This window comes from Streptomyces hygroscopicus subsp. hygroscopicus (assembly GCF_001553455.1).
Lineage (GTDB): Bacteria > Actinomycetota > Actinomycetes > Streptomycetales > Streptomycetaceae > Streptomyces > Streptomyces hygroscopicus.
Map to the genome: position 1 here is coordinate 1 of NZ_BBOX01000129.1, position 24,550 is coordinate 24,550.

The following is a 24,550-nucleotide window of genomic DNA, read 5'->3' on the forward strand; positions in this document are numbered from 1 at the left end:
GCGCTGCCCGCCCCCGCCGGCGCCGCCCGCGCCGAGACCGAGTGGATCGCCCCGCGCGGACTCACCGAGATGCGGCTCGCGGTGCTGTGGCAGGAGGTGCTGGGGGAGCGGTCCATCGGGGTCCGGGACAGCTTCTTCCACCTGGGCGGCAACTCGGTGCTCGCGGTGATGCTGCTGGCCGAGGTGGAGCGGCAGTTCGGCCGCCGGCTGTCGCTGGCCACCCTCATCCAGGGGCCCACCGTCGCCGAGATGGCCCGCACCCTGGACCGCAAGGGCGACACCGGCCGCCGCTCGCTGATCCGGCTGCGGCCCGGCGGCGAGGTGCCGGTGTACCTGCTGCCCGGGGCCGGCGGCAACCTGGTCTACTTCCACGAGCTGGTCGGCGCGCTGCCGGAACGGGTGGCGCCCTACGGCCTCCAGCCGTCGTTCACCCAGGACATCGCCGCCGCCACCCTCGTCCCGGAGCTGGCCGGTCAGTATCTGCCGCTGGTGCTCGAGGCCCAGAGCGAGGGCCCCTACCACCTCGTCGGCCACTCCTTCGGCGGCCACCTCGCCGTGGAGCTGGCGTCCCGGCTGCGCGGGCTGGGCAAGGAGGTCGGGCTGGTCGGCCTGGTGGACACCGCCGCGCCGCTGCCCGAGCGCCGGGAGCACTTCGAGGACTGGGACCAGGCCGCCTGGCTGGCCGCCCTGGCCCGGGTCTTCGGACGCGTCTTCAAACGCGAACTCGACCTGGACGAGACGGAGCTGCGGGCGCTGCCGGACGCCGGACAGCTGGACCGGCTGCGCCGGCTGCTGGCCGAACACCGTGTGCTGCCACCGGAGTTCGACGACGACGCCCAGCTGCGCGGCTTCGTCCGCGCCTACCTCGCCGACCAGCGCAGCCTGTACGCGCCGGCCGAGCCGCACGACCTCACCCTGACCTTCTTCCGCGCCGCCGAACTCCACCGCGACAACATGCCGCCCCAGGCGCTGTCCTGGCTCCTGGACGACCCGGCGCGCGGCTGGGGTCGCTTCTCCACCCGCCCGGTGGAGGTCCACGAGACACCCGGCGACCACCTGTCCATGCTCACCACCCCGCACGTCGACCGGCTCGCCGAGCTGATCGGACGACTCACCGGAGCCTGACGGCACCCACCCCACCCGACCATCCGTTTCCCCAGGAAAGCGAGACCCACCCATGCCGGTCCAGCTGCTGGATCTCCTCGCCTGCCCCGCCTGCGCGGGCACGGTCGAGCGCACCTCCGCACGGGAGATCACCTGCGCCTCCTGCGGTCGTGCCGCCACCGCGAGCGAGGGCTACCTCGACATGATCCGGGAACCCGGGAAGCCCGACCCGGCCGCCCCGACGACCGCCCAGAAGCTGATGGAGTCCCCGGCGTTCGTCCGGCTCTACGAGGTGGCCATGCGGCCCTTCTTCGCCCGGCTGTTCGCGGGCTTCGGCAGCCATGTGCCCGGATACTCCGAGGAGTTCGACGTCTACCACCACTGGCTGAAGCTGGAGGAGTCGCGCGAGGGCGCCTGGCTCGACCTGTCCTGCGGCGCCGGGTACTTCACCGACCGGCTGGCCGGCGCCGTGCCGAACGCCACGGTGGTCGGCCTGGACATCTCGGTGGCGATGCTGGAGAAGGCCCTGAAGGAGACCGTGGGCCGCCCCAACGTGCAGCTGGTCCGCGGCGATGTGCGGGGGCTGCCCTTCCGGGACGAGGTCTTCGACGGGGTCAGCAACCCCGGCTCGCTCCACCTGTACGCCGACCCGCAGGCGGCCTACCGCGAGGTGTTCCGCCTGCTGAAGCCCGGCGGCATCTACACTGCCTCCACGTTCGCGCTCAACGACTACCCGAGCAGTCGACTGGGGGTGAGGCTGACCGGCATCAGGCGCACCGATCTGCGGACGCTGCCGGAGGAGCTGGAGAAGGCCGGTTTCATCGACTATCGCCTGCGCAAGTTCGGTTCGGCCTTCATCTTCGCGGTCACCAAGCCCTGACCCGGCTTCCGGCCCGTCCGCTCGGTACGCCCCGGCCCGTACCGAGTCCCGTATCTCCCGCCCCCGGCTGAATCGAGGTACCGCATGTCGCTGCTCCTGCGCTTCTCCACCCGTCCCCGGCTGTTACTCTCCCTCACCGTCCTGCTGCTGATCGGCGCCGTGCTGGCCGGCGGGGGCCTCACCGACCGGCTGCAGCTGGGCGGCACCGAGGACCCGGCGGCGGAGTCCAGCAAGGCGGCGAAGGTCATGGACGCCAAGTTCCCGGCCGGCCGGCCGAACCTGGTGCTCCTGGTGGACGGGAAGGCCGACGATCCCCGGATCGCCGGGCAGGGCAAGCGGCTGGCGGACCGGCTGGCCGGGGAGAGCGGGATCACCGGAGTCGTCCACTACTGGCAGCGCAAGGACCCCGCGCTGCGCGCCGAGGACGGCGGGCACGCGCTGATCGTCGCGCGGATCAAGGGCAACGAGACGGAGGCCGGCAAGGTCTTCGACCGTCTGGACGACCACTACACGGGGCGGATCGGAGACCTGGACGTCTCCCTCGGCGGCACGGTGGCGGTGCGCAACGAGTCCCAGCGGCAGACCGCCGACGACCTGGTCAAGGCCGAGGTCATCGCACTGCCCATCGTGCTGGTGATCCTGGTGCTGGCCTTCGGCAGCGTGGTCTCGGCCCTGCTGCCGCTGGCCATCGGCGTGATCGCCATCATGGGCACCAGCGCGGTGCTCACCGGGATCACCGAGTTCACCGATGTGTCGATCTTCGCGCAGAACCTGACGACCGCCCTCGGCTTCGGCCTGGCGATCGACTACGCCCTGCTGATCGTCCGCAGGTTCCGGGAGGAGCTGAGGAAGGACCCCGATCCGGCCACGGCGCTGGCCGCCACCTTGCACACCGCCGGCCGCACCGTGCTGTTCTCGGCGTTCGTGGTGGCGGTCTCGCTGGCGGCCATGCTGATCTTCCCGATGTACTTCCTGCGCTCCTTCGCCTACGCCGGGATCTCGGTGGTGGTGCTGGCGGCGCTCGCCGCCCTCACCGTCCTGCCCGCCCTGCTGCGGCTCCTCGGCCACCGGGTGAACGCGCTGCGGATCGTCCGCGGCAGCCCGGAGGCCCGGGAGGCGGGGGCCGACCGGCGGTGGCGCCGCCTCACCGGCGGGGTGATGCGCCGCGGGCCGATCGTGGCGGTGTCCGTCACCGCGCTGCTGGTCCTGCTGGGGCTGCCGTTCTTGAAGGTGGAGTTCGGCACCGTGGACGACCGTCAGCTGGGCAGGTCGGCGGAGGCCAGGTCCGTCCACGACACCATCCGGGAGGACTTCGCGGCCAGCCCGACCGGCGGCGTCGACGTGGTCGCCGAACACCCCGAAAGCGGCGCCCTGGGCTCCTACGCCGCCAAGCTCTCCCAGGTGGCCAAGGTGGCCCGGGTCGACGCCCCCACCGGCAGCTACCGCGAGGGACAGCGCATCGCGCCGCCCGGTCCGGTCTCCGCGCAGCGCCAGGTCTCCGGCACCGGCTATCTGACGGTGTGGCCCACCCATGACGTGGAGGACATCTCCGCCGAGAGCCAGCGGCTGGTCAAGGACGTCCGGGCGGTCCCGGCGCCGTTCGACGTCAAGGTGGGCGGCCAGGCCGCCATGCTGGTCGACAGCCGGAAGGTCATCGGCGACCTGCTGCCCTACGCCCTGGTGTTCATCGTCGTGGTCACCCTCGTCATGGTCTTCGTGATGACCGGCTCACTCGTACTGCCGCTCCAGGCCGTCGTCCTCAACGCCCTCAGCCTCACCGCGATGTTCGGGGCCGCCGTCTGGGTCTTCCAGGACGGCCACCTCAGCGGGCTGCTCGGCTTCACCCCCACCGGTTTCATCGAGACCTCGCTGCCGGTGCTGATGTTCTGCCTGACGTTCGGCCTGTCGATGGACTACTCCCTGTTCCTGCTCTCCCGGATCAAGGAGAACTACCAGCGCACCGGCGACCACCGGGGCTCCGTGCTCGCCGGTGTCTCCCAGACCGGTGGCGTCATCACCGCCGCCGCCGTCCTGCTCGCCATCGTCATGATCGCCATCGGGACCTCCCAGATCGCGCTCACCAAGATGCTCGGCCTCGGCACCGCCCTGGCCGTCCTGGTGGACGCCACCCTCGTCCGCTGCCTGCTGGTCCCGGCCCTGATGGCCATCTTCGGCCGCACCACCTGGTGGGCACCGAAGTCCTGGCGCACCGAGCGCTTCACGCTCAGTGAGGAGGGACCGGCCGAGCGCCGGCCGGAGCCGACCGCGCCGCGGTGAGCCGGCCGGCGGACCGGCGTCACCGGGCGGAACGCCGTGGCCGCCACCGGGGGAGAACGCTCAGCCGAAGCCCTCACGGGTGATGTTGATGGCCTGGCGGAGGAGGTCCACGGCGTTCCGCTCGCCGCGCTCCAGGGCGGCCTGCCCGACGACACGGAGGGCGGCCAGCAGGGTCGCGGCGAGTACGTGGGCGCGCAGCGGCCCGTCCGGCCCGTCCGGGAGGCGCTCCCGCACGGCCTCCGCGAACCCCCGTTCGGCCGCGGCGTAGACGGCGACCAGCTCGGGCAGAAGCGCCGGATCCAGCCGCAGGGCCCGGTAGCGCTCCTCCCGCGCGGGGTCCGGGGTGTACTCGGTGGCCAGCTGTTCCGCGGCCCGCAGCAGCGCCGTCATCAGGGATTCCCCGGCGGGGCGGGTGCGGAAGAGCTCCACCAGCCGGGCCGTGAGCGCCCGGTCCTGGTGCAGCAGCGCCTGTTCCTTGCTGGCGAAGTAGTTGGAGAAGGTGCGCCGGGAGACGGTGGCGGCGTCGGCGATGGCCTCCACCGTGAGGTTCTCGACGCCGTGCTCGGTGGCCAGCCGCACGGCGGCGTCATGCAGCGCCTGGCGGGTGGCCGCCTTCTTGCGCTCACGCAGGCCGGTACTCATCGCGGACGAGCATACGCGAGCGGCCGTTCGTTTCCCACTGGGCAAGGTTGCGCATTGGGAACGTTTCTGTGAGGCTGACACCGCGTCACCGACCAGGAGAGGACGGCCCATGTCCACCCCCCGCGATCCGTCTCCCGCCGCCGGCTCTCCGGACCCGGCCGAGCCGGGGTTCGACCCGGAGGCCCTGCGCGCGAAGTACCGGGCCGAGCGCGACCGCCGGATCCGCCCCGACGGCAGGAAGCAGTACCGGCGCCTCACCGGGGAGTTCGGCGCCTACGCCGACGATCCGTACGTGGCGCCCGGCTTCACCCGCCGGCCGCTGACCGACCGGGTCGAGGTGGCGGTCGTCGGCGGCGGATTCGGCGGTCTGCTCGCCGGCGCCCGGCTGCGGCAGGCGGGTTTCCAGGACATCCGGATGATCGAACAGGGCGGGGACTTCGGCGGGACCTGGTACTGGAACCGCTATCCGGGGGTCCAGTGCGACATCGAGTCCTACGTCTACCTGCCGCTGCTGGAGGAGGTCGGCTACGTACCCCGGTGGCGGTACGCGCCGGGCGAGGAGATCCGGCAGCACGCGCGGGCGATCGGGCGCCACTTCGACCTCTACCGCGATGTCTGCTTCCAGACCCAGGTGACCGAACTGCGCTGGGACGACGCGGAGTCGGAGTGGATCGTCCACACCGACCGCGACGACCGGGTCCGGGCCCGCCATGTGGTGATCTCCAGCGGAACACTCAGCCGGGCGAAGCTGCCCGGCATCCCCGGGATCGAGACCTTCACGGGGCACGCGTTCCACACCAGCCGCTGGGACTACGCCTACACCGGCGGCGACGCGAGCGGCGGCCTGCACAAACTCGCCGACAAGCGCGTGGCCCTCATCGGCACCGGCGCGACCGCCATCCAGGTCGTGCCGCATCTGGGGCGGGACGCCGGGCACCTGTACGTGTTCCAGCGCACACCGTCCTCGGTCGATGTGCGCGACAACCGGCCCACCGACCCCCGGTGGGCCGCATCGCTGACGCCCGGCTGGCAGACCCGCCGCAGGGACAACTTCCTCACCGTCGTCACCGGCGGCCAGGTGGACGAGGACCTGGTGAACGACGGCTGGACGAGCACCGCACGGCTCCAGCAGAAGCTCGTCCCCACCGACAGCTACGCGAGCCTCCCGCCCCAGGAGCGCGAACGCCTCTACGAGATCGCCGACTTCCAGAAGATGAACGCGATCCGCGACCGGGTGGACTCCGTCGTCCGGAACACCGCGACGGCCGAGGCGCTCAAGCCCTGGTACCGCTACATGTGCAAGCGGCCCACGTTCAGCGACACCTACCTGGACACCTTCAACCGGCCCAACGTCACGCTGGTGGACACGGCCGACCACGGGGGCGTCGAGCGGATCACCGAGAACGCCGTGGTGGTCGGCGGGGTCGAGTACGAGGTGGACTGCGTCATCTTCGCCACCGGGTTCGAGGTCGGCGTCTCCGGGGTCACCTCGGGGCTCCTCCCGGTGCACGGCCGGGGCGGCGTCACCCTCACCGAATCCTGGAGCGACGGCCCGAGGACGCTGCACGGCTTCTACAGCCACGGCTTCCCCAACCTCTTCCAGCTCGGCCCGCTGCAGAACGCCAGCGCCGTCAACTACGTGCACATCCTGGACGAGCAGGCGATCCATGTCGCCGAGGTGCTCGCCGAGGCGCGAAAGCGCGGGGCCCGGTACGTCGAGCCGACCGCCGAGGCCGAGGCGGCCTGGTGTGCCACGATCCGTGAGAAGGCGGCGGACCTGTACGCCTTCCAGGCCGAGTGCACCCCCGGCTACTACAACAACGAGGGCATGCCCAGGGAGCGCAGCGAGTCGTTCGGCGACGGCCCGATCGCGTTCCACCAACTGCTCAGGCGCTGGCGCGCGGACGGCGGCATGGACCACGTACTCGTCATCTGACGCCGGGGAAGGGCTGACCAGACCGTGGGCACCACACCAGAACAGGGAGAGGCGATGCACCTCAGCCGGTTCGACGACACCGGCCGCAGGCAGACCACGAGCGACCGGCTGGAGGTACGGCGACTCACCAGGGCGAATCGGCTGTGGGGCTCCAACGGCGTCACCTTCGGTCCCGACGGGCGGCTGTACGTGGCGCAGTTCCTCGCCGGGCAGATCAGCGCCGTGGACCCCGTCTCGGGCGACGTCGATGTGGTGGTGCCGCTCGACGGCCCGGTGCAGGCGCCGGACGACCTGGCCTTCGGGGCGGACGGTTCGATGTACATCGCCGACCTGACCCCCGGCCGGGTGTGGCGGCGCAGCCCCGGGGGCGCGTACACGCTCGTCTCCGACCAGGTGTCGGTGCCCAACGGCATCACCTGCGTCGGCGACCGCCTCTTCGTCAACGAGATGAAGATGAACGGCCGGCTGATGGAGCTGTTCCCGGACGGCGGGGACCCCGCGGTGCTCACCGACGGGCTGGCCCTGGGCAACGCGATGCAGCTCGGCCCCGACGGCTGTCTGTACTACCCGCAGATGCTGCGCAACGAGGTCTGGCGCATCCCGCCGGACGGAGGGGTGCCCGAACGCGTGGCCGCGGAGGTGGACGACCCGGTCGCGGTGCGCTTCGACCGGGGCGGTGTCCTGGTCGTCCTCTCCCGTGGCATGGCCGGGGTGGTGACCCGTATCGATCTGGACACCGGGGCGCGCTCGGTCGTCGCCACCGGCATCGTGGGGCTGGACAACGCCGCGTTCGACCACGAGAACCGGATGTTCGTCTCCAGCTTCGCCAGTGGCGGGATCGCGGAGATCGGTGCCGACGGCCGGAGCCGGGTGGTGGTCCCGCAGGGGTTCGACGGGCCCTTCGGCATCACGGTCGACCTCGGCGGCACGGTGTACGCGGCCGACCACTTCCGTCTGGCGAGCCCGGAAGCCCCCGGCGCCGGCTCGGACTCCGGTTCCGGCTCGGACTCCGGCGCGGGCTCGGACTCCGGTTCTGGTTCCGGCTCCGGTTCCCTCGGGGAGGGGCAGCAGCCCGGGGTGGTCACCCATGAGCTGATGTACGCGGTGCACAACGTCACCGCCGACAACGGCCTGCTGCACCTCACCTCGCAACTCGGCGACGTGCGCACCCACGACCCGGTGAACCGGACCTCCCGGGTACGGGCGACCGGGCTGGACCAGCCCACCGGGATCGCCGTCGGGCCGGACGGCTCCCTCCTGGTCGCCGAAACCGGCGCCGGCCGCATCCTGCGCATCGACGACACCGACACCGTCAGCGTGCTCGCCGAGGGCCTCGACCACCCCGTCGACATCGCCTTCGACGGCGAGCAGCGCGCCTACGTCAGCGACGACCGGCGCGGCGCGGTGCTGCGGCTGGACGACGACGGGGAGGCGGCAGTCGTGGCGGACGGGCTCGGCGCACCGCAGGGGCTGGCCGTGCGCGGTGACGAGCTGTTCACGGTGGAGGTGGCGCACCGGCGGCTGCGGGCGATCTCGCTGACCACCGGGGAGAGCAGGATCGACGCCGAGAACCTGGCGGTCGGCCTGCCGCCCGGGATCACGCGCACCGAACCGGCTCCGGTGCCCGGTGTCCCGGGCCGTCCGCGCCAGTTCGCGGGGCTCGCCGTCGCCCCCGACGGGGCCCTTCTGGTATCGGCCAACGGGGAGGGGAGCGTGCTGCGGCTGACCCCACGCGCCGACTGAGCCGGGCGGCCGCACGCGCTCCGTGAGAGGCTGGACGTTCGTGGTTCGGGAGAGGGTTTCCGAAAGCGGGCTCAGGAGAGGTCGATCCACACCTTCCCCGGGGCGGTGTACGCCGCGGTGAACGCCTGCTGGACGTCCTCGAGGGGGTAGCCCGCGCCGACCACCGCGCCGAGCCGGGGCGGCGTCCGCGCTTCCAGGGCGCCGACGGTCTGCGCGAAGTCCACCGGGTGGTCGTAGATCATGCTGCCGATGAGCGTGATCTGGGCCGCCACCAGATCGCGGGGCGACACCCCGAGGGGAGCGGTGTTCATCCCGATCAGAACGGCGGTGCCGGGCGTGGCGAGCCGTCGCAGCCCCTGCTCGACGGCCCCGGGCGCTCCGGAGGTCTCGAAGAGAACGGGGAGTCCGCCCGTGTCCGGCGGCAGGGGGGTCGCGCCCAGCGAACACGCGCGGTCCAGCCGGGCCGCGTTGGGCTCCTGGACGTACACCGTCACACCGTGGCCGACCAGGGCCTGGCACAGCAGCAGTCCCTGGGAGCCCGCCCCGATCACCAGACAGCTCTGCCCCGGTGCGATGCCCGAGCGCCGCATCGCCGCCCGTGCCACGGTCGCGGGCTCCACACAGACCAGGTCCTCGGCCGGCAGATCCGGGGCGACCGGCCACACGAACGCGGCCGGCGCCACCACATACTCACTCAGCAGACCGGGAACGGTCAGTCCGACCGCGGCCCGCGCACCACAGGCCGACGTCCTCCCGGCCAGGCAGGTGTCGCAGGTCAGACAGCAGTAGTCCGGTTCGATGACCACGTCCTGGCCGGTGCGCAGACCGCTGACCTCGCCGCCCGTCCCGACCACGCGCCCCGTCCCCTCGTGGCCCAGGATCCACGGCAGCCGCGGTGGCCGGCGGTGGCCCGCGTGCACCGCGAGATCGGAGCCGCACAGCCCCGTGCCCCGCATGCGGATCAGCACGTCCCCCGGGCCGCAGGACGGCTCCGGCACGGACACCACCGACAGCGCACCGGGCTCCGTCAGGACGGCGGCCCTCACGGTGCCGCCTGCTTTCCACGGGGACGCGCCGACAGCATCATGCCCCGAGCGTGCCACACGTGGCCCTCGCGGCGACAGACCGCGCCACCGCCTCCCGGCGGGTGCCCCCGGGACCGGCAACCCGAGCGTTCACCGGGGGGTGTTCGGCCGTCCGGTGTCGTCCAGGCCGGTGACCCGCATGGTGATGTTCAGCCGCCCGGACCTCAGCCCGGTGGCCGGGTCGCCGGTCCCGGGCAGGATCCTGGGAACGGCGTGGTAGGCGTAGCGGGAGGGACCCCCGAAGACGAACAGGTCCCCGGAGGCGAGTTCCAGATCGGTGTACGGCCTGGTGCGGGTCTCAGTGTTGCCGAAGCGGAACACGCAGCTGTCACCGATGGTGAGCGAGACCACCGGGGCGGACGACCTCTCGTCCTTGTCCTGGTGCATGCCGAGTTTCGCCTGGGCGTCGTAGAAGTTGATCAGCGCGGTGTCCGGGGTGTAATCGGCCGCGGCCGTCTCGTCCGCGTACGCGTCGGCCAGGGCGCGGCGGCCCAACGCGACCATCCAGTCCGGGAATGCGGCGACCCGGGCGCCGTTCACATCGTCGGCGGTGCGGGTGTACGCGTAGGGCCGCCAGTGCCAGCCGACGCACACCGTCCGTACCGACATCACGCCCCCGCCCGGCAGTTTCGTGTGCCGGATCGGCACCGGGCCGGTGGCCCAGCCCCGGCAGGCGGTGACCAGCTGCCGCTGCTGTTCGAGGGTGAGCCAGTCCGGCACGTGGACGGCGCCGGGGGCCACCTCGAGGCGGGGACGGGGGATCAGGGCGTTCATACCGGGCTCTCCACGGGCGGGGGACGGTGTCAGGAGGCGTCGTGGAAGACCAGGCCCAGCGCGTGGCGGCGCCCGGAGCGGACGGTGCTGACACCGTGCCGCGTCGCACCGGCCGACCAGCCGCGCTTGGTGGCCACCGGACGGTCCCGGGTGGTGAAGATCAGCCCGTGGCCCTGCCGGAGGACGGTCGTGGTGCCCCGGGACTGCGCCCGGGGCCGCTGCTCGACCAGCAGGAACTCGCCGCCGGTGTAGTCCGTGCCGTACGCGTCGAGACCGATCACCACCTGGAGCGGAAAGACCAGGTCGCCGAAGACGTCCCGGTGCAGGGCGTTCCAGTCGCCGGGGCCGTAGCGCAGCAGGATCTGCGCGGACCGGTCCTGTCCGGCCGCATGGCACCTGGCCAGCCACTCCTCCAGGCTGTCCGGCCAGGGCGCCGGGCGGCCGAGCCGCGCCGCCCAGTCCCGGGCGATGGGCAGCAGCCGCGGGTAGAGCGCGGCGCGCAACTCGGCGACCGGTTCGGGCAGGTCATGGCCGAAGTAGCGGTACTGCCCGGAGCCGAAGCGGTGGCGGGCCATGTCGATCGTGCTCCGGAACAGCTCGTCCCGGTCGTAGAGCCCGGCGACGCGGGCGCACTGGTCGGCGGTCAGCAGCCGCGGGGTGAGCGCGCACCCGTAGGTGTCCAGCTCCTCGGCCAGCCGTGTCCAGTCGGCCGCGGCCACCCGCTGGTGCGGCCGTGCGGTGTCGGTCGTGGTGCTCATCGGTGTTCTTTCGGATCCGGGGGAGGGCGGGGACCGGGGGCGGGGCCCGCGCTCAGGCGGCCCGGAGGGCGCCTTCGTGGACGAGGAGCCGCTCCTTGCGTTCCAGCCCGCCCGCATAGCCGGTCAGCGCGCCACTGGCGCCGATGACACGGTGGCAGGGCCGTACGACCAGCAGCGGATTGCGGCCGATCGCGGTGCCGACCGAGCGCACCGCGGTGCGCGGCGCGCCGATCTGCCGGGCGATGTCGCCGTAGCTGACGGTGGTGCCGTACGGAATGGTCTCCAGCGCCTTCCAGACCCTGCGCTGGAAGTCCGTACCGCCCTCGACGCACTCGATGTGGAAGCGGGTGCGCGCACCGTCGAAATAGGCGCGCAGCTGGGAGACGATCTCGCTGAACGCCCCGGCGTCCTCGCGCCAGCCGTCCTGGACGACCGCCCCGCCCTTCTGGCCGGGCACGGACAGGGAGGTGAGCGCGGTGCCTCCGGGCGCGGTGGCGGACCTCTCGCCCACCAGCAGCAGCTCGCCGAGCGGGCTGTCGATCGTCGTGTGGACCGTCATGGCCGTGGTCCCTCTCTTCTCGCCGTTCTGTGGTGCACGGCTCCCAGCATGCGTCCTCCGCACCCGGAAAGCTGGCGGGATTCGGACATGGTGTTTCCGCGGCCGGGAGCGGGACCGGCCCGGCGCAGCGTACCCGCGGCCGCCGCAGGGCGGAGCACCGGCGCCCGGCGCCGTACAGGAGATCAGCGCGGGCCGGACGAGGACCAGGGACCAGGGACCGGGGACCGGGGACCGGGGACCGGGGTCCACACGGCGGGTCACCGCACCGGCGCCGCCTCCGCCTGGTACGCCGATTCCGGCCTGGCCACCGCGGTCGGTCCGGCCACCGGCTGAAGCACCGCGGTCACAGACCGTGGCGGCGGTCGCCCAGCACCGCCTCGCAGACCTGCGACTCCGATGCGGCGGAGAACGGGGCGGCGCCGCGCGTCCGGGCGGCGACGGCCTCGCGGGTCTCCTCGGCGATCAGATCGGCGTTGATCTGGGCGCCCGCGTTCGCGCCCGCCGCCGCGGCGCTGCCGACCTGGGCGGTCAGATCGGTGACATTGCCCGCGACCCACACCCCGGGCACGTCGGTACGGCCGGTCGCGTCGGACGGGAGGTGCTCACCGGCGCCACTGGGGTGCTCCACCGGCCGCAGCCCGAGCCCCTCCGCGAAGCCGATGCGCGCCACCATCCGCGGCGCGACGGCCAGTGCCTCCCGTTTCACCACGGTGCCGTCGTTCAGCCGCACACCGGCCAGCCGGTCGTCGACGATCTCCAGGGACGCCACCTCGCCGTCCACCACGCGGATACCACGGGCGGCCAGCTGCTCCGCCTCCTCGCCGGAGGGCGACGGCATGGTGTGGCAGAAGAGCGTGACATCGTCGCTCCACTGACGGAACAACAGCGCCTGGTGCACCGACAGCGGCCCGCTCGCCAGCACGCCGATGGCCTGGTCACGGACCTCCCAGCCGTGGCAGTACGGACAGTGCAGTACGTCCCGGCCCCACCGGGACCGCAGCCCCGGGATCTCCGGCAGCTCGTCGACCAGACCGGTGGCCAGCAGCAGGCGGCGGGCGCGGACGGTGCGGCCGTCGGCCAGGGCCACCCGGAACCCGGCCTCCTCCCGGGTCACCGCGCCGATTTCGCCGGACACCACCTGACCGCCGTAGCCGCGGACCTCGGCCCGGCCCCGCTCCACCAGCTCGGCCGGCGGCATCCCGTCCCGGGCCAGCAGCCCGTGCACCCCGGAAGCCGGGGCGTTGCGCGGGGCGCCCGCGTCGATCACCACCACCGACCGCCGGGCGCGGGCCAGCATCAGCGCCCCGCTCAGCCCCGCGGCGCCACCGCCGGCCACCACCACGTCGTAGTCGCTCTTCAGCTCATCGGTCACGTCGACCACCTCCACGGCAACCATGCGAGCCCGCTGGGCGAGGGGGCAAAAATTGTTGCCGGAATGGCAAAGGGCCCGGGCTCGCCGATACCGGGCCGGGCCTGCCGGTACTGGACCGGGCCCGTCGGTAACGGGACCAGGCGCGCCGGTGACGGACCGGGTCCGGTACCGGGCCGGGCTCGCCGACAGCGGACCGAACCCGCTGGTAACGGGACCGGGCCCGCCGAGACGGGACCGGCCCACCGGCCGCGCGTAGCGGCCGGCCCACGCGCCTCACCACCGGGCGAACCCCGGCTGACGCGGCTAGGGGACCGTCACCGCCTGGCACAGCGACAGCAGTTCGGCCGGTTTGCGCAGGATCACATCGGGCTCCGCCGCGAGCAGTGTCTCCTCGTCCGTCTCACCCCACATCGCGGCCACGGCGGTGATCCCGGCCCCCCGCGCGCTGGCCAGGTCGGTGACCGCGTCGCCGACCATCACCGTCCGGTCGGGGTCCGCGTCCATCACGTCCATCGCCTTCAGCACGATGTCCGGCGCGGGCTTGGGCCGGGCCACCTCGTCCGAGCCGAGGACCACCTCGAACTGCCCGCGGATGCCGAGTGTGTCGAGCAGCGAACGCGCCCGTGGCCCGCTCTTCCCGGTGGCCACGGCGAGCCGCACCCCGCGGTGGCGCAGCTCCGACAGCAGCTCGGGGACACCGTCGAACATCTCCACCAGATGGGCGAGCCGGTAGCTCTCGCGGACGAACGGGGCCTCCATCTCCAGCGGCAGCCCCATGATCCGCATGATGTCGGGGAAGTAGCGGCCCAGATGCCGGTTGTACTCCTCGAAGGGCGGTTCACCCTCACCGACGACCTCGGCGTAGGCGCGGGTGAACGCCTCGCGCATCACCGCGAAACTGTTGACGAGCACACCGTCGAGGTCGAAGACCACCGAGGTGACCGGGGCGGCGCCGGCTCCGGAGAGCGGGTCGCCGTAACTGATCGGATGGCTGTTCAGCGGATGGCTGTTCATGGGGCACTCCCGTAGTGCGGGCCGGTACGGCGGACCGCCGGCCCGAGTCTCGGGGGCGGTCCGGGGAAGCGGACGGAAGACGGCGGAGCCGGTGGGGCGGCAGCGGCCGGCGCGGTCACACCGGCGCCGACTCCCGGGGCCCCTGGGCCTCCTGGGGGGTCCGGGCCGAGGTGTAGACCCGTTCGATGGCGCCGATGGTCCGGCGCACCTCCTCGATCACCCGGCCCTGACCGGCCGGGTCGCGCAGCAGCGCGGGAAGCGCGTCCAGCTGCCGGTCGTACTCGGTGCCGACCGGTTCGGTGGGCACGGCCACCGGGCGGGTCCTGCCGTCCACGGTGCGGGTCAGAGTGGACTTCTCGAGGCGGTTCGGGCTGAATCCGAAGGTGCAGCGCAGGGTCGCGCTGCCCGCGCTGCCGTCGATCGTGATCCGGGTGGTGTCCAGCGCCTCGTGCGAGGCCCAGCTCGCGTGCAGTACCACGGAGCGGCCGTCGTCGGTGACGAGGAAACCGCGTGCGGTGTCCTCGACATCGGTGCCGCCCGAGGGCGCGGCGCCGCCCTCGCCGCGCCACGCGGCCCCGGAGGACCGCTGGGCGATGAAGTCGGCGGACACGGTGCCGATGGCGTGCCGGAACGTGGCGGTGGGCAGCAGCGGGACGGCGATGTCGAACAGGTGCCAGCCCAGGTCGACCAGCGCACCGCCGCCCGCGAGCGACCGCTGGGTGAACCAGCCGCCCCGGTCGGGTACGCCGCGCGCCCGCACCCAGGCGAGTTCGACATGGCGGATGTGGCCCAGCCGGGCGGCGATCCGGTACAGCCCGCGCACATCGGCGCGATAGCGCGCCGCGCTGCCCGCCAGCAGTACCGCGCCACCGGAGCGCTCCGCGGCGGCCAGCCGCTCGGCCTCCTCGGAGGTCAGGCACACCGGCTTCTCCAGGAACACCGCAATGCCCTTGGCCAGCAGCTCGGTGGCGACCGCGCAGTGCAGATGGTTGGGCACCGCGACCACCGCCAGGTCCACCTCGGCCGGGTCGAGGTCGTGGACCGCCGCCAGCACCGGCAGCCGGTCCGCGCCCTCGGTCCCGGCGACGGCCGCGCGGCCGCGCTCATCGGGATCGACCGCGGCGGTCACGGTGAAGGCGGGGTTGCGGAGGAGCCGGGGCAGCCAGATCGAGCGGGCGGCCCACCCCAGGCCCACCACGGCGGTCCGGACCGGCGCCGCGCCGACGGACGGGGCGCTCATGCGCCCGCGAGCACGTCGGCGACCACGGCGGCCACGTCGTGCATCTGCTCCTCGCTGCCCAGCAGCGTCCGGTGGTGCAGCCAGATGCAGTCGCGGGTGAGCGCCTCGGAGTGCGGGCAGCGGCGGGCCAGCTCGTCCACCGTCAGATCCGGCGCCGCCACCTCCCAGAAGGCGTCCGTACGGTAGACCGCGCGGAAGGCGACGAACGCGGGCACGCCCCGCTCGACGAGGACGTCGACGACCTTCGCACGCCGCTCCTCGGTGATGCCCGGCACCCGGAACATCGCCATGTAGTGCGGATTGCGGTCACCGCGGTCGTCGCGCGACTGCGGCACCACACCGGGGATCTCGGCGAGCAGCCGGCTCAGCACCGGCCAGCGCTGTTCACGCGTAGTGATCTGGTCCTCCAGCCGGGCGAGCTGGGCGCGCAGCACCGCGGCGGAGAACTCGTTCAGCCGGAAGTTGGAGCCCGAGGTGCGGTGGAAGTAGCCGCGGTCGGTGCGCGGACGTCCACAGCTGTGCCGGACGAAGCCCTTCGCGTACATCCCGGCGTCGGGGAAGAGCACGGCGCCGCCCTCACCGGCGGTCATCAGCTTCCCGTTCTGGAAGCTGAACGCCGCGACCGAGCCCAGCTCACCGACCTTCTTGCCGCGCCACCGTGCACCGTGCGCATGGGCCGCGTCCTGGACCAGCGGCACCCCGGAGTCGGCGGAGAGCTTGCCCAGCGCGTCCATGTCGCACATCTGGCCCGCCATGTGCACCGGCATGATCGCCCGGGTCCGCGGGCCGATGGCGGCCTCGACCGCCGACGGATCGATGCAGTAGGTGTCCGGGTCCACGTCCACCGGAACGGCCACCGCGCCCAGCCGCTGCGCGGCCTGCGAGGACGAGATGAAGGTGAACGCGGGAACGATCACCTCGGATCCGGCGCCCACGCCGAGCACCTCGAGGGCCAGTTCCAGCGCATGCGTCCCATTGGTGACCGCCAGCGCGTGCTCGCTTCCATGGGCCGCGGCGAATTCCGCCTCGAAGGCGTCCACCTCGCCGCCCCCGATGCGCCACCACTGCCCCTGCTCCAGGGCCCGGATCAGGCCCTCGCGCTCCTCGTCGCCGTACGTCGGCCATGCGGGCAGCTCGGATCCAAGTCGCACACCATTGCTCATGATTTCCCTACTCCCTTTACGCGTTATTGGAGGCAGGTCCGCAGCGGACGCAATAGCACGCTAACCGGCCGACGGAGAAACGTCATTCCCCCTCAGCGCCCCCCTATATCCCCCTTAAAATCATGGCCGACCATGTCCTCATGCCGTCCGGATGGGTGCCGTGCTATACATGGCACTTCCGTGATGAGTCGCTGTAATTCAGCCGAACCCGCCTGGTGAGGTGCGCTTTGAGCAGGCTGTTGTTGGTGAACGGACCGAATCTCGGCATACTCGGGCAGCGACAGCCCGAGATCTACGGAACAGATACGCTGCGGGACATCGAGCGCTGGGTCGGAGAAGAGGTCGCGGAGCGCGGCTGGAAAGTGGATTCCTACCAGTTCGATGGCGAAGCGGAGATCATCCGCACCATTCAGGGGAACTACGACACGGTCGGCGCCATCATCAATCCGGCCGCGCTCATGATGGCCGGATGGGGACTTCGGGACGCACTGGCCAACTATCCGCGGCCATGGATAGAAGTACATCTGTCGAATGTCTGGGCCCGCGAGCAGTTCCGGCACGAGTCGGTGACGGGCCCACTGGCCGCGGGCGTCATCTTCGGGCTCGGGGCACTGGGATACCGGCTCGCCGCGCGGGCCCTGCTCGAGAAGGTGCCGGACTGAGCCCCCGCACCGCCGTCACCACACACCGCGAAGGCCGACGAGCCGGGAGACGACCATCAGTCATCTGGGAATCGACATCGGCGGCACCAAAGTGGCGCTGCGCGTCGAACACGACGACCTGAGCGTGGCCGAGCGCTCCTTCCGCTGGGCCGAACCGGACGGCACGGACGCCACGCCGTCCGGCGACGCCACCGGGGACCTGGACCTGCTGGCGCGTCACGTCAGGGAGCTGTGCGCCGGCCGCCCCGGGCGGCTCACCGGCGTCGGGGTCGCGGTGCCCGCCACCCTCGACGCCACCGGCACGGTCACCGCCTGGCCCGGCCGCCCCGGCTGGGCCGGAGTGGACCTGCGCGCCACGCTGTCCGCGCTCTTCGGGGACATCGAGGTCGGCTGCGCCGACGACGGCGATCTGGCCGCCCTCGCCGAAGCACACCGAGCCGGCTGCCCCGACCTGCTCTACCTCGGCGTCGGCACCGGTGTCGGCGGGGGCATCGTGCGGAACGGACACCCCCTGCCCGGCCTGGGCCGCGGCTCCTGCGAAGTCGGCCACATGGTCGTGGACCGCGACGGACCGCCGTGCGACTGCGGCCGGCGCGGCTGTGTCCAGGCGGTGGCCTCGGGCCCGGCGACCCTGCGCCGGGCGGCGCGGCTGCGCGGCGAGGAGGTGAGCTTCACCGCGCTGCGCGGGGCCGTGCGCGACGGGGAGCCGTGGGCCGTGGCGTCGCTGCGGGAAGGCTGCGCGGCCCTGGCCGCGGCCGTGACCGGCGTATGCGAACTGCTCCGCCCCTCCCTCGTGCTGATCGGTGGCGGGTTCGCCGCGGCGATGCCGGGCCTGGTGGACACGGTGGCCGAGCTGACGACGGCGCTGGAGCGCCCGGGGCATCCGCTGCCGCCGGTCCGGCCCGCGCAACTGGGCGGACTCTCCTCGCTGCACGGCGCCGTTCTGCTGGCCAGGGGCATCGGTGACCAGGGCGTCGGGGGCGGTCGCCAGAAGGTGCCGGGGACGCACCGGGGCCTGCCGGTGTCCCCGGCCGGGGCCCCGCCGCCGTCGGCTTGACCCGCACACCGTGTCAGGTGCCGAACTCGGAAACACCCTGTTCACTATCGGGGAGTTCGCCCGGCACGGCCGCGTCCCGGTCCGGATGCCGCGCACCCGGCGCCCCAGGTCGAAGGAGTCCAGGAGGCGGTCCAGGGTGCCGTCCCACCCGGCCGCCATGCTGGGGGTCAACAGCAACCGCACCAGGTGGAAGGCGGCCCGCCGCCGCGCACATCGTCCTCGCGGGGGCCGAGCGCACCAGAGGCGCGCGCCACCCGCAGCACCCGCAGCCCCTGGCCCGGCCCGGCTGACGGCTTCGCTCGCACGGTTTCCTTAGAATCGCTCGCATGTCTGATCTGGTGACCGATGAGCTGATTGAGCTGCAAAAATCCGCCGATGCCGAGCACCGTCGGCTGTCCGGGCTGGAGGGCGAGGAGCGCAGGGCCCAGTGGGAGCGGTGGCGGGCGGCGGCGGAGCGGGCGCAGTCGGCGGTGACGGAGCACGCCGCGTCTGCCGGGCTGAGCAGATTCGAGGTGGAGCGGGCGGTGAAGAAGGCCGTAAGACATCCGGAGGACCCCTCCGCGACCTGACCCCTCCACGGCCTGGCCCTCCGGCCCACTGGCCCCTGGCCCCCGGCCCCCTGGGCTCCCCGCCCCCGGCGCTCTGGGCCCCGCCTGACGCGACCCGTCTCGCTCGCGGCGTCCGGCGCGGCACCTCGCCGGGACCCTCGCTGCGCGGCAGCCAGGTCTGGATCAGCATCGAGCGGACCTCATCGGCCGCCGGATCCAGGAATTCGGGGGCCAGCCAGCTCTCGTGCGCGCGCCGGTGACGGCCTCGGTGGCGCCGCCTCGCCCCTCGTCCGCACGGAGACCCACAACCCGCTCGCGGCGCGGGCGAGCCGGACCTCGGGGGCCGGGTCCATCAGACCAGCGGCGGTCATCGCACTCGCCGTGCCCGCGGGCCACGGCCGGGCCGCGCGGGGCATCGTTTCAGTGGCAGTGGCAGTGGCAGTGGCAGTGGCAGCGGCAGTGGCGGCGGAAGCAGCGGCCAGGCCACCGAACTCGCGGCGCGACCTCAGGTGCCGCGCCGGGGGCGGTTCCTACGGCACCCGCGCCGTCCACTCCTCGCTGCTGTACTTGGTGAGGGCGAGTTCCTCGGCGCGGGCCATCTCCTCGTCGGTGGCGTGTCCCTCCGTGAGGCCGTAGCGGGTGCGGAAGGAGCTGAGCATGCGGTCGATGATCGCGCCGCGCGGCAGGCCGGTCTGGCGGCGCAGCGGGTCGACGCGTTTGCTGGCGCTCCTGGTGCCCTTGTCGGACAGCTTCTCCTTGCCGACGCGCAGGACGTCGAGCATCTTGTCGGCGTCGATGTCGTACGCCATCGTCACATGGTGCAGGACCGCGCCATCACCGCCGGCCAGGCGTTTCTGCGCGGCACCGCCGATCTTGCCTTCCTCGGAGGCGATGTCGTTGAGGGGCTGGTACCAGGCTTTGATGCCCATGTCGCTGAGCGCGTTGAGAACCCAGTCGTCCAGATAGGCGTAGGAGTCGGCGAACGACAGCCCGGAGACGAGGGAGGCCGGTACCGAAAGGGAATAGGTGATGGTGTTCTCGGCCTCCACGAACATGGCTCCGCCACCGGAGATGCGCCGCACCACGGTGACGCCGTGACGCGCCGCGCCCTCGGGGTCCACCTCATTGCGGAGGGATTGGAAGCTGCCGATGATGACGGCCGGGGCTCCCCATTCCCAGACGCGGAGGGTGGGAGGGCGGCGTCCGGCCGCGACCTCCTCGGTGAGGACCTGGTCGAGGGCCATGTGCAGCGCCGGACTCTGCGGCCCCTCGTGGATCAACTGCCAGTCGTAGTCCGTCCAGTCGGTGGCATGGGCCAGCGCCCGCCGCACGGCGATGCCCACGGACTCGGCGGAGAAACCGAACATCACGGTGCCGGGGGGCAGCGCCGCCTCGATGCGCGCGGCGAGCGCCTGCGCGTCCGCGTCGGCGGGGGCGCCCTCCAGGGCCCGGTCGATGGCGGGCAGCGCCTCGTCCGGCTCCAGGAAGAAGTCCCCCGCGACCCGCACACCGCGCAGCGCGCCGTCGTGGACGTCGAGATCCACGACGACCAGCTTGCCGCCCGGCACCTTGTACTCACCGTGCATAACCTGCCCCGCCTCCTGTTTCCGGTTCGGCGCTCAGGGCGATTATCCCGCGCCGCGCCGCGTCGCCTGCCCCGGCCGAGGCAGGCCCCGTCACGTCTCACGCAACCCTCGCCGCGCCGCAGGCCCCACCGCGCCGCCGACTCCGCCGCGTCCCGCTCCGGCCCGGACGGTTGACACCGCGGCGGGCTTCACTGACCATGTGAAGGCTCTTTGGGAGCGCTCCCACGCTCGTCCCCCCATCGTGAGGCCGTACGGCACCGCCCGCTCACCGCCACCCGTGCACCCCGGCACCTGTGCACCGTGCGCCCGTGCACCGTGCGCCCGTGCGTACGGGCGCCGCCGTACGGGCGCGGCCGGGCCGTGCCGCATGGCCGCCTGGAAGGAGGACCATGCGCATGACTCCGAGAACCGCGCTGGTGGCCGCGGTGCTGCTGGTGGCGGGCGGCGGTCTGGCCGACCCGGTCAGCGCCTTGCCCGACAGGGGCGCGCGGCCGGCCGCCGCGGACGGCCCCGCGCTCACCGTCGACGCCACCACCGGGCGCCACGCGATCGACCCGCACATCTACGGGATCAACTTCGCCGACGAGTCGCTGGCCCGGGAGCTGCGACTGCCGGTCCGGCGATGGGGCGGGAACGCCACGTCCCGTTACAACTACCAGCTCGACGCCTACAACGCGGGCGCGGACTGGTACTTCGAGAACCTCTTCTACGACAACGGCACCGAAAAGCTGCCGGACGGCTCCGAAGCCGACAAGTTCATCGAGCAGAACCGGCGCACCGGCACCGACACCGTGCTGACCGTGCCGATGAGCGGCTGGACGACGGCCGCCCGCAACGCCGCCTGCGGCTTCAGCATCGCCAAGTACGGGCCCCAGAAGGGCAGCGACGCCCAGTGGCGCCCGGACTGCGGCAACGGTGTGAAGAGCGACGGCACCCAGGTGACCGGCAACGACCCGGCCGACACCAGCGTGGCCGCGGGACCGGAGTTCACGGGGGACTGGGTGCGGTATCTCAAGCGCGCCTACGGGAGCGCGGACAACGGCGGGGTGCGCTTCTACAACCTCGACAACGAGCCCGACCTGTGGCACAGCACCCACCGGGACGTTCACCCGGACGGAGCGGGCTACGACGAGCTGCGGGACCGCGCCTACGCCACCGCCGCCGCGATCAAGGACGCCGACCCGGGGGCGAAGACCCTCGGCCCGGTCGGCTGGGGCTTCAACTCCCTGGTCTACTCCGGCCTGGACCAGAAGACCTGCAACGAGAAGGGCGGCGACTGCTGGTCCGACCCGCCGGACCGGGCGGCCCACGGCGGATCGCAGTTCGCCCCCTGGTACCTCCAGCAGATGAAGGCGTACGAGCAAAGCCACGGGCGCCGCGTCCTGGACTACTTCGACGAGCACATCTACCCGCAGCAGTCCGGGGTGTTCGGGGACGCCGTCGACGCGGACACCCAGGCCCTGCGGCTGCGCTCCACGCGGCAGCTGTGGGATCCCACGTACGTGGACGAGAGCTGGATCAACCAGCCGGTGCAGTACATCCCGCGGATGCGCTCGCTGGTCGACGAGAACTACCCGGGGACCAAGCTCGCCATCACCGAGTACAACTGGGGCGCGCTGAACCACATCAACGGGGCCCTCGCCCAGGCCGATGTGCTCGGCATCTTCGGACGGGAGGGGCTGGACCTGGCCACCCTGTGGGACCCGCCCACCTCCACCGAGCCCGGTGCCTACGCCTTCCGGATGTTCCGCAACTACGACGGCGAGGGCGGCGCCTTCGGGGACATCGCGGTCCACGCGGCCAGCGCCGACCAGGAGAAGCTCGCGGTCTACGCGGCCGAACGCGAAAGCGACCACGCGCTGACTGTGATGGTCATCAACAAGACCACCGGTGATCTGACCGCCCCGGTGTCCCTGACCGCCGGCACCGGCACGGCCGGCTCGGCACAGGTCTACCGCTACGGCCAGGACGACGTCACCGCGATCGAGCACCTGGCCGACCAGCCGCTCACCGGCGGCGGCTTCACCACGACCTTCCCGGCCTACTCCATCACCACCTATGTGGTGCCCGCCGGGTCCTCCGGGGCGCAGCCGCCGACCGCTCCCGGTGCCCCCGCGGCCACCGCGGTCGGCCCGGACCGGGTGACCCTGTCCTGGACCGCGTCCGCCGCCGGTTCGTCCCCGGTGGCGAGCTACCAGGTGTACTCCGGCGACCCGGCCGGCACCGCCCCGGTCGCCACGGTCGACGCCCCCGCCACCAGCGCCACCGTCACCGGACTGTCCCCGGCCACCGCCTACACCTTCCGTGTGGTGGCCAGGGACACCGCGGGCCGCGGCTCCCCGCCGTCCGCCCCGGTGCGGGTGACCACCGGTGCGGCCCAGCCCGCCGTCTGCACGGTCGACTACCGGGTGGGCAACGACTGGGGCACCGGCTTCACCGCCACCGTCACGCTCACCAACCGGGGCCCCGCGCTGAACGGCTGGCGGCTCGGCTTCTCCTTCACCGGCGACCAGAAGGTCACCCAGGGCTGGAACGGCTCCTGGAGCCAGAGCGGCACCGCGGTCACCGCCAAGGACGCCGGCTGGAACGCCGCCCTGGGCACCGGCACGTCCACGACCCTCGGGTTCAACGGCTCCTACACCGGTACCAACGCCGCGCCGCGCGACTTCACCCTGAACGGCGCGTCCTGCACCGTCCCCGGCACCGCGGCCGCCGCTCGGATCGCGCCCCCGGCCGGACGCGCGCCCGGCGCGGAGGCCGTGCGGGGGTCCGTACGCCGGTGACGCGGCGGGTCACGCTCCCGTGGTCGAGCCCGGACGGACGATCATGATGATGGTCACGGTCGCCCACAGCAGGTTGAACGCTCCCGTGAACATCGCCAGCTGGACGGTGTCGGTCCGCTCCAGGGCGTTGTCGGCACCGAGGGCGTCGAGGACCTCCTCCTGCCGCGGCAGGACGAAGGCGACCAGGATGCCGGCGGCCGCGGCGGTCAGGGCGATGGAGGCGGTGAGCCAGCCGTCGCCGAGAACGCCCATCGCGGCGGCCGTGGCGAAGCCGAAGAGCGGCACGGCCAGGCCCAGCTTGGCGTAGATCCGGCAGATGCGGTGCAGCAGCCGGACCGTGCCCAGGTCCGCCTCGTCCCCGGCGGTGGCCGCGTGGGCGCGGCGGGCCGCCGGCGGGAACATGCTGGCGGCGACCGTGACCGGGCCGATCGCGACGATGGCGGCCAGGACGTGCACGGAGAGCAGGAACTTGGTCATCGGATGGCGTCCGGCTCCGTTTCGAACGTGGTGGGCACCAGCGTCTCCTTCCGAGCGTGGGGCGGGTGGTGCCCGCCCCACGCTAGGGAGCCGGAGGACGATCACCCAGGGGCTCGAGCGACAGATGTCAACGGATTCTCGCCATGCCGGGCCGGGACCGCGGCGAGCGGGGTGATCCGGTCGCCCCCATGCCCGTAGGCAGGGAAGGAGTCGCCCTCCCATGCCCGTGGGCAGAGAAGGAAACGCGCGGACGCCCCTCCCGGTGGGAGGATCCCCGCGACGTGTGCACGCCGGTGCGGACCGTGGAGGGTGAGGATGTACGCGATGTCCCTGGGTGAGGACGGTGCGGAACTGCGTCCGCTCGAGCCGTGGCGGGCCGGGGAGTTCCTGGCCCATATGGACCGGGGACGGGAGTTCATCGGGCGGTACATCGCGCTGGCGGACGCCGTCACGGACCTGGAGTCGGCCCGGGCGTACCTCCAGGGGTACGCGGACAAGACGGCGGCCGACACCGGGCGGATCCACGGCATCTGGACGGACGGCAAGCTGGTCGGCGGCGTCCTGTTCCGGACGATGGACATCGCGCAGGGCACCGCGGAGGCGGGCTGCTGGCTGGAGCCGTCGGCGGTGGGCAAGGGGCTGGTGACCCGGGCCGCCCGCCTGATCATCGACTGGGCCGTGGAGGAGCGGGGCGTCCACCGCGTGGAGTGGCGGGCCGCGGCGGCCAACGAGGCCAGCCTCGCCGTGGCCCGGCGGCTGGGGATGACCAGGGACGGTGTGCTGCGGGAGGGCTCCTGCCACCGGGGCACACGGTACGACGTGGAGATCTGGTCGGTGCTGGCGCCGGAGTGGCGGGCCGGGAGGAAACCGCCCCGGGCGGCGGGCTGACG

At 72.7% G+C, this 24,550-nt stretch carries 21 protein-coding genes; 10 read left to right on the forward strand and 11 right to left on the reverse strand.

What is annotated here, in order from left to right; genetic code table 11:
• The 3 genes from AXW62_RS14925 to AXW62_RS14935 form a co-directional block, all read left to right on the forward strand.
• Positions 1-1,125, forward strand: a 1,125-nt coding sequence (locus AXW62_RS14925; protein ID WP_252368614.1) for a thioesterase domain-containing protein, incomplete at its 5' end; no start/stop codon positions are given.
• 52 nt (positions 1,126-1,177) lie between these two features.
• Positions 1,178-1,984, forward strand: a complete 807-nt coding sequence (locus tag AXW62_RS14930) for a methyltransferase domain-containing protein (protein ID WP_060944968.1) — start codon at positions 1,178-1,180, stop codon at positions 1,982-1,984.
• A gap of 84 nt (positions 1,985-2,068) precedes the next feature.
• Positions 2,069-4,261, forward strand: coding sequence for an MMPL family transporter (locus AXW62_RS14935; protein WP_060944969.1), 2,193 nt, complete (start codon positions 2,069-2,071; stop codon positions 4,259-4,261).
• Positions 4,262-4,321: 60 nt separating this feature from the next.
• Here AXW62_RS14935 and AXW62_RS14940 read toward each other — a convergent pair whose 3' ends face one another.
• A complete protein-coding gene (locus tag AXW62_RS14940) occupies positions 4,322-4,903 on the reverse strand; it encodes a TetR/AcrR family transcriptional regulator (RefSeq protein WP_060944970.1) in 582 nt (193 codons plus the stop codon).
• Between the two features lie 109 nt (positions 4,904-5,012).
• Between AXW62_RS14940 and AXW62_RS14945 the strand changes: the two genes are divergently transcribed.
• On the forward strand, positions 5,013-6,839 hold the full coding sequence (locus tag AXW62_RS14945) for a flavin-containing monooxygenase (protein ID WP_060944971.1): 1,827 nt from the start codon (positions 5,013-5,015) through the stop codon (positions 6,837-6,839).
• 54 nt (positions 6,840-6,893) lie between these two features.
• Entirely contained in the window at positions 6,894-8,582 is a 1,689-nt protein-coding gene (locus AXW62_RS14950) for a hypothetical protein (protein ID WP_060944972.1), read from the forward strand.
• A 71-nt stretch (positions 8,583-8,653) separates the two neighbouring features.
• Here the strand turns inward: AXW62_RS14950 and AXW62_RS14955 are convergent, their stop codons facing one another.
• The 8 genes from AXW62_RS14955 to AXW62_RS14990 form a co-directional block, all read right to left on the reverse strand.
• Positions 8,654-9,628 carry a zinc-dependent alcohol dehydrogenase gene (locus AXW62_RS14955; RefSeq protein WP_060944973.1) on the reverse strand — a complete coding sequence of 325 codons (975 nt, stop codon included), beginning with the start codon at positions 9,626-9,628 and terminating at the stop codon, positions 8,654-8,656.
• Positions 9,629-9,757: 129 nt separating this feature from the next.
• Complete coding sequence (locus AXW62_RS14960) at positions 9,758-10,441, reverse strand: alpha-ketoglutarate-dependent dioxygenase AlkB family protein (protein ID WP_060944974.1); 684 nt, start codon at positions 10,439-10,441, stop codon at positions 9,758-9,760.
• A 29-nt stretch (positions 10,442-10,470) separates the two neighbouring features.
• The gene (locus AXW62_RS14965; protein WP_060944975.1) at positions 10,471-11,199 is read right to left on the reverse strand and encodes a 2OG-Fe(II) oxygenase; all 729 of its coding nucleotides are present in this window, start codon (positions 11,197-11,199) and stop codon (positions 10,471-10,473) included.
• 52 nt (positions 11,200-11,251) lie between these two features.
• Entirely contained in the window at positions 11,252-11,758 is a 507-nt protein-coding gene (locus AXW62_RS14970; RefSeq protein ID WP_060944976.1) for a methylated-DNA--[protein]-cysteine S-methyltransferase, read from the reverse strand.
• A gap of 343 nt (positions 11,759-12,101) precedes the next feature.
• The gene (locus AXW62_RS14975; RefSeq protein ID WP_174556394.1) at positions 12,102-13,154 is read right to left on the reverse strand and encodes an NAD(P)/FAD-dependent oxidoreductase; all 1,053 of its coding nucleotides are present in this window, start codon (positions 13,152-13,154) and stop codon (positions 12,102-12,104) included.
• 279 nt (positions 13,155-13,433) lie between these two features.
• On the reverse strand, positions 13,434-14,144 hold the full coding sequence (locus tag AXW62_RS14980; protein ID WP_079105604.1) for an HAD-IA family hydrolase: 711 nt from the start codon (positions 14,142-14,144) through the stop codon (positions 13,434-13,436).
• Between the two features lie 115 nt (positions 14,145-14,259).
• On the reverse strand, positions 14,260-15,384 hold the full coding sequence (locus AXW62_RS14985) for a Gfo/Idh/MocA family protein (protein ID WP_060944978.1): 1,125 nt from the start codon (positions 15,382-15,384) through the stop codon (positions 14,260-14,262).
• The gene (locus AXW62_RS14990) at positions 15,381-16,547 is read right to left on the reverse strand and encodes a DegT/DnrJ/EryC1/StrS family aminotransferase (protein WP_060944979.1); all 1,167 of its coding nucleotides are present in this window, start codon (positions 16,545-16,547) and stop codon (positions 15,381-15,383) included. Before AXW62_RS14990 ends, AXW62_RS14985 begins: the two co-directional genes overlap by 4 nt.
• Before the next feature lie 227 nt (positions 16,548-16,774).
• Between AXW62_RS14990 and AXW62_RS14995 the strand changes: the two genes are divergently transcribed.
• The 3 genes from AXW62_RS14995 (at position 16,775) to AXW62_RS15005 (ending at position 18,835) form a co-directional block, all read left to right on the forward strand.
• Positions 16,775-17,209, forward strand: coding sequence for a type II 3-dehydroquinate dehydratase (locus tag AXW62_RS14995; protein WP_060944980.1), 435 nt, complete (start codon positions 16,775-16,777; stop codon positions 17,207-17,209).
• A 76-nt stretch (positions 17,210-17,285) separates the two neighbouring features.
• Complete coding sequence (locus AXW62_RS15000; RefSeq protein WP_370682913.1) at positions 17,286-18,266, forward strand: ROK family protein; 981 nt, start codon at positions 17,286-17,288, stop codon at positions 18,264-18,266.
• Between the two features lie 326 nt (positions 18,267-18,592).
• Positions 18,593-18,835, forward strand: a complete 243-nt coding sequence (locus AXW62_RS15005; protein WP_060944981.1) for a hypothetical protein — start codon at positions 18,593-18,595, stop codon at positions 18,833-18,835.
• Positions 18,836-19,344: 509 nt separating this feature from the next.
• On the opposite strand, the gene lplAB is transcribed toward AXW62_RS15005, so the two are convergent.
• On the reverse strand, positions 19,345-20,400 hold the full coding sequence (gene lplAB / locus AXW62_RS15010) for a lipoate-protein ligase LplAB (protein WP_060944982.1): 1,056 nt from the start codon (positions 20,398-20,400) through the stop codon (positions 19,345-19,347).
• 395 nt (positions 20,401-20,795) lie between these two features.
• Here lplAB and AXW62_RS15015 point away from each other — a divergent pair, with 395 nt between their 5' ends.
• Positions 20,796-23,183, forward strand: a complete 2,388-nt coding sequence (locus AXW62_RS15015) for a glycoside hydrolase family 44 protein (protein WP_060944983.1) — start codon at positions 20,796-20,798, stop codon at positions 23,181-23,183.
• Between the two features lie 9 nt (positions 23,184-23,192).
• Here AXW62_RS15015 and AXW62_RS15020 read toward each other — a convergent pair whose 3' ends face one another.
• Positions 23,193-23,660, reverse strand: coding sequence for a DUF2269 family protein (locus AXW62_RS15020; RefSeq protein WP_030824439.1), 468 nt, complete (start codon positions 23,658-23,660; stop codon positions 23,193-23,195).
• Between the two features lie 315 nt (positions 23,661-23,975).
• Here AXW62_RS15020 and AXW62_RS15025 point away from each other — a divergent pair, with 315 nt between their 5' ends.
• Positions 23,976-24,548 carry a GNAT family N-acetyltransferase gene (locus AXW62_RS15025; RefSeq protein ID WP_060944984.1) on the forward strand — a complete coding sequence of 191 codons (573 nt, stop codon included), beginning with the start codon at positions 23,976-23,978 and terminating at the stop codon, positions 24,546-24,548.
• Positions 24,549-24,550 lie beyond the last annotated feature (2 nt).

Excerpts from the sequence above, each read along its gene's own strand:
- AXW62_RS14930 (WP_060944968.1), top strand. The coding sequence starts at position 1,178 with ATGCCGGTCCAGCTGCTGGATCTCCTCGCCTGCCCCGCCTGCGCGGGC.
- AXW62_RS14935 (WP_060944969.1), top strand. The coding sequence starts at position 2,069 with ATGTCGCTGCTCCTGCGCTTCTCCACCCGTCCCCGGCTGTTACTCTCC.
- AXW62_RS14940 (WP_060944970.1), bottom strand. The coding sequence starts at position 4,903 with ATGAGTACCGGCCTGCGTGAGCGCAAGAAGGCGGCCACCCGCCAGGCG.
- AXW62_RS14945 (WP_060944971.1), top strand. The coding sequence starts at position 5,013 with ATGTCCACCCCCCGCGATCCGTCTCCCGCCGCCGGCTCTCCGGACCCG.
- AXW62_RS14950 (WP_060944972.1), top strand. The coding sequence starts at position 6,894 with ATGCACCTCAGCCGGTTCGACGACACCGGCCGCAGGCAGACCACGAGC.
- AXW62_RS14960 (WP_060944974.1), bottom strand. The coding sequence starts at position 10,441 with ATGAACGCCCTGATCCCCCGTCCCCGCCTCGAGGTGGCCCCCGGCGCC.
- AXW62_RS14965 (WP_060944975.1), bottom strand. The coding sequence starts at position 11,199 with ATGAGCACCACGACCGACACCGCACGGCCGCACCAGCGGGTGGCCGCG.
- AXW62_RS14970 (WP_060944976.1), bottom strand. The coding sequence starts at position 11,758 with ATGACGGTCCACACGACGATCGACAGCCCGCTCGGCGAGCTGCTGCTG.
- AXW62_RS14975 (WP_174556394.1), bottom strand. The coding sequence starts at position 13,154 with ATGGTTGCCGTGGAGGTGGTCGACGTGACCGATGAGCTGAAGAGCGAC.
- AXW62_RS14980 (WP_079105604.1), bottom strand. The coding sequence starts at position 14,144 with ATGAACAGCCATCCGCTGAACAGCCATCCGATCAGTTACGGCGACCCG.
- AXW62_RS14985 (WP_060944978.1), bottom strand. The coding sequence starts at position 15,384 with ATGAGCGCCCCGTCCGTCGGCGCGGCGCCGGTCCGGACCGCCGTGGTG.
- AXW62_RS14990 (WP_060944979.1), bottom strand. The coding sequence starts at position 16,547 with ATGAGCAATGGTGTGCGACTTGGATCCGAGCTGCCCGCATGGCCGACG.
- AXW62_RS15005 (WP_060944981.1), top strand. The coding sequence starts at position 18,593 with ATGTCTGATCTGGTGACCGATGAGCTGATTGAGCTGCAAAAATCCGCC.
- lplAB (WP_060944982.1), bottom strand. The coding sequence starts at position 20,400 with ATGCACGGTGAGTACAAGGTGCCGGGCGGCAAGCTGGTCGTCGTGGAT.
- AXW62_RS15015 (WP_060944983.1), top strand. The coding sequence starts at position 20,796 with ATGACTCCGAGAACCGCGCTGGTGGCCGCGGTGCTGCTGGTGGCGGGC.
- AXW62_RS15020 (WP_030824439.1), bottom strand. The coding sequence starts at position 23,660 with ATGACCAAGTTCCTGCTCTCCGTGCACGTCCTGGCCGCCATCGTCGCG.
- AXW62_RS15025 (WP_060944984.1), top strand. The coding sequence starts at position 23,976 with ATGTACGCGATGTCCCTGGGTGAGGACGGTGCGGAACTGCGTCCGCTC.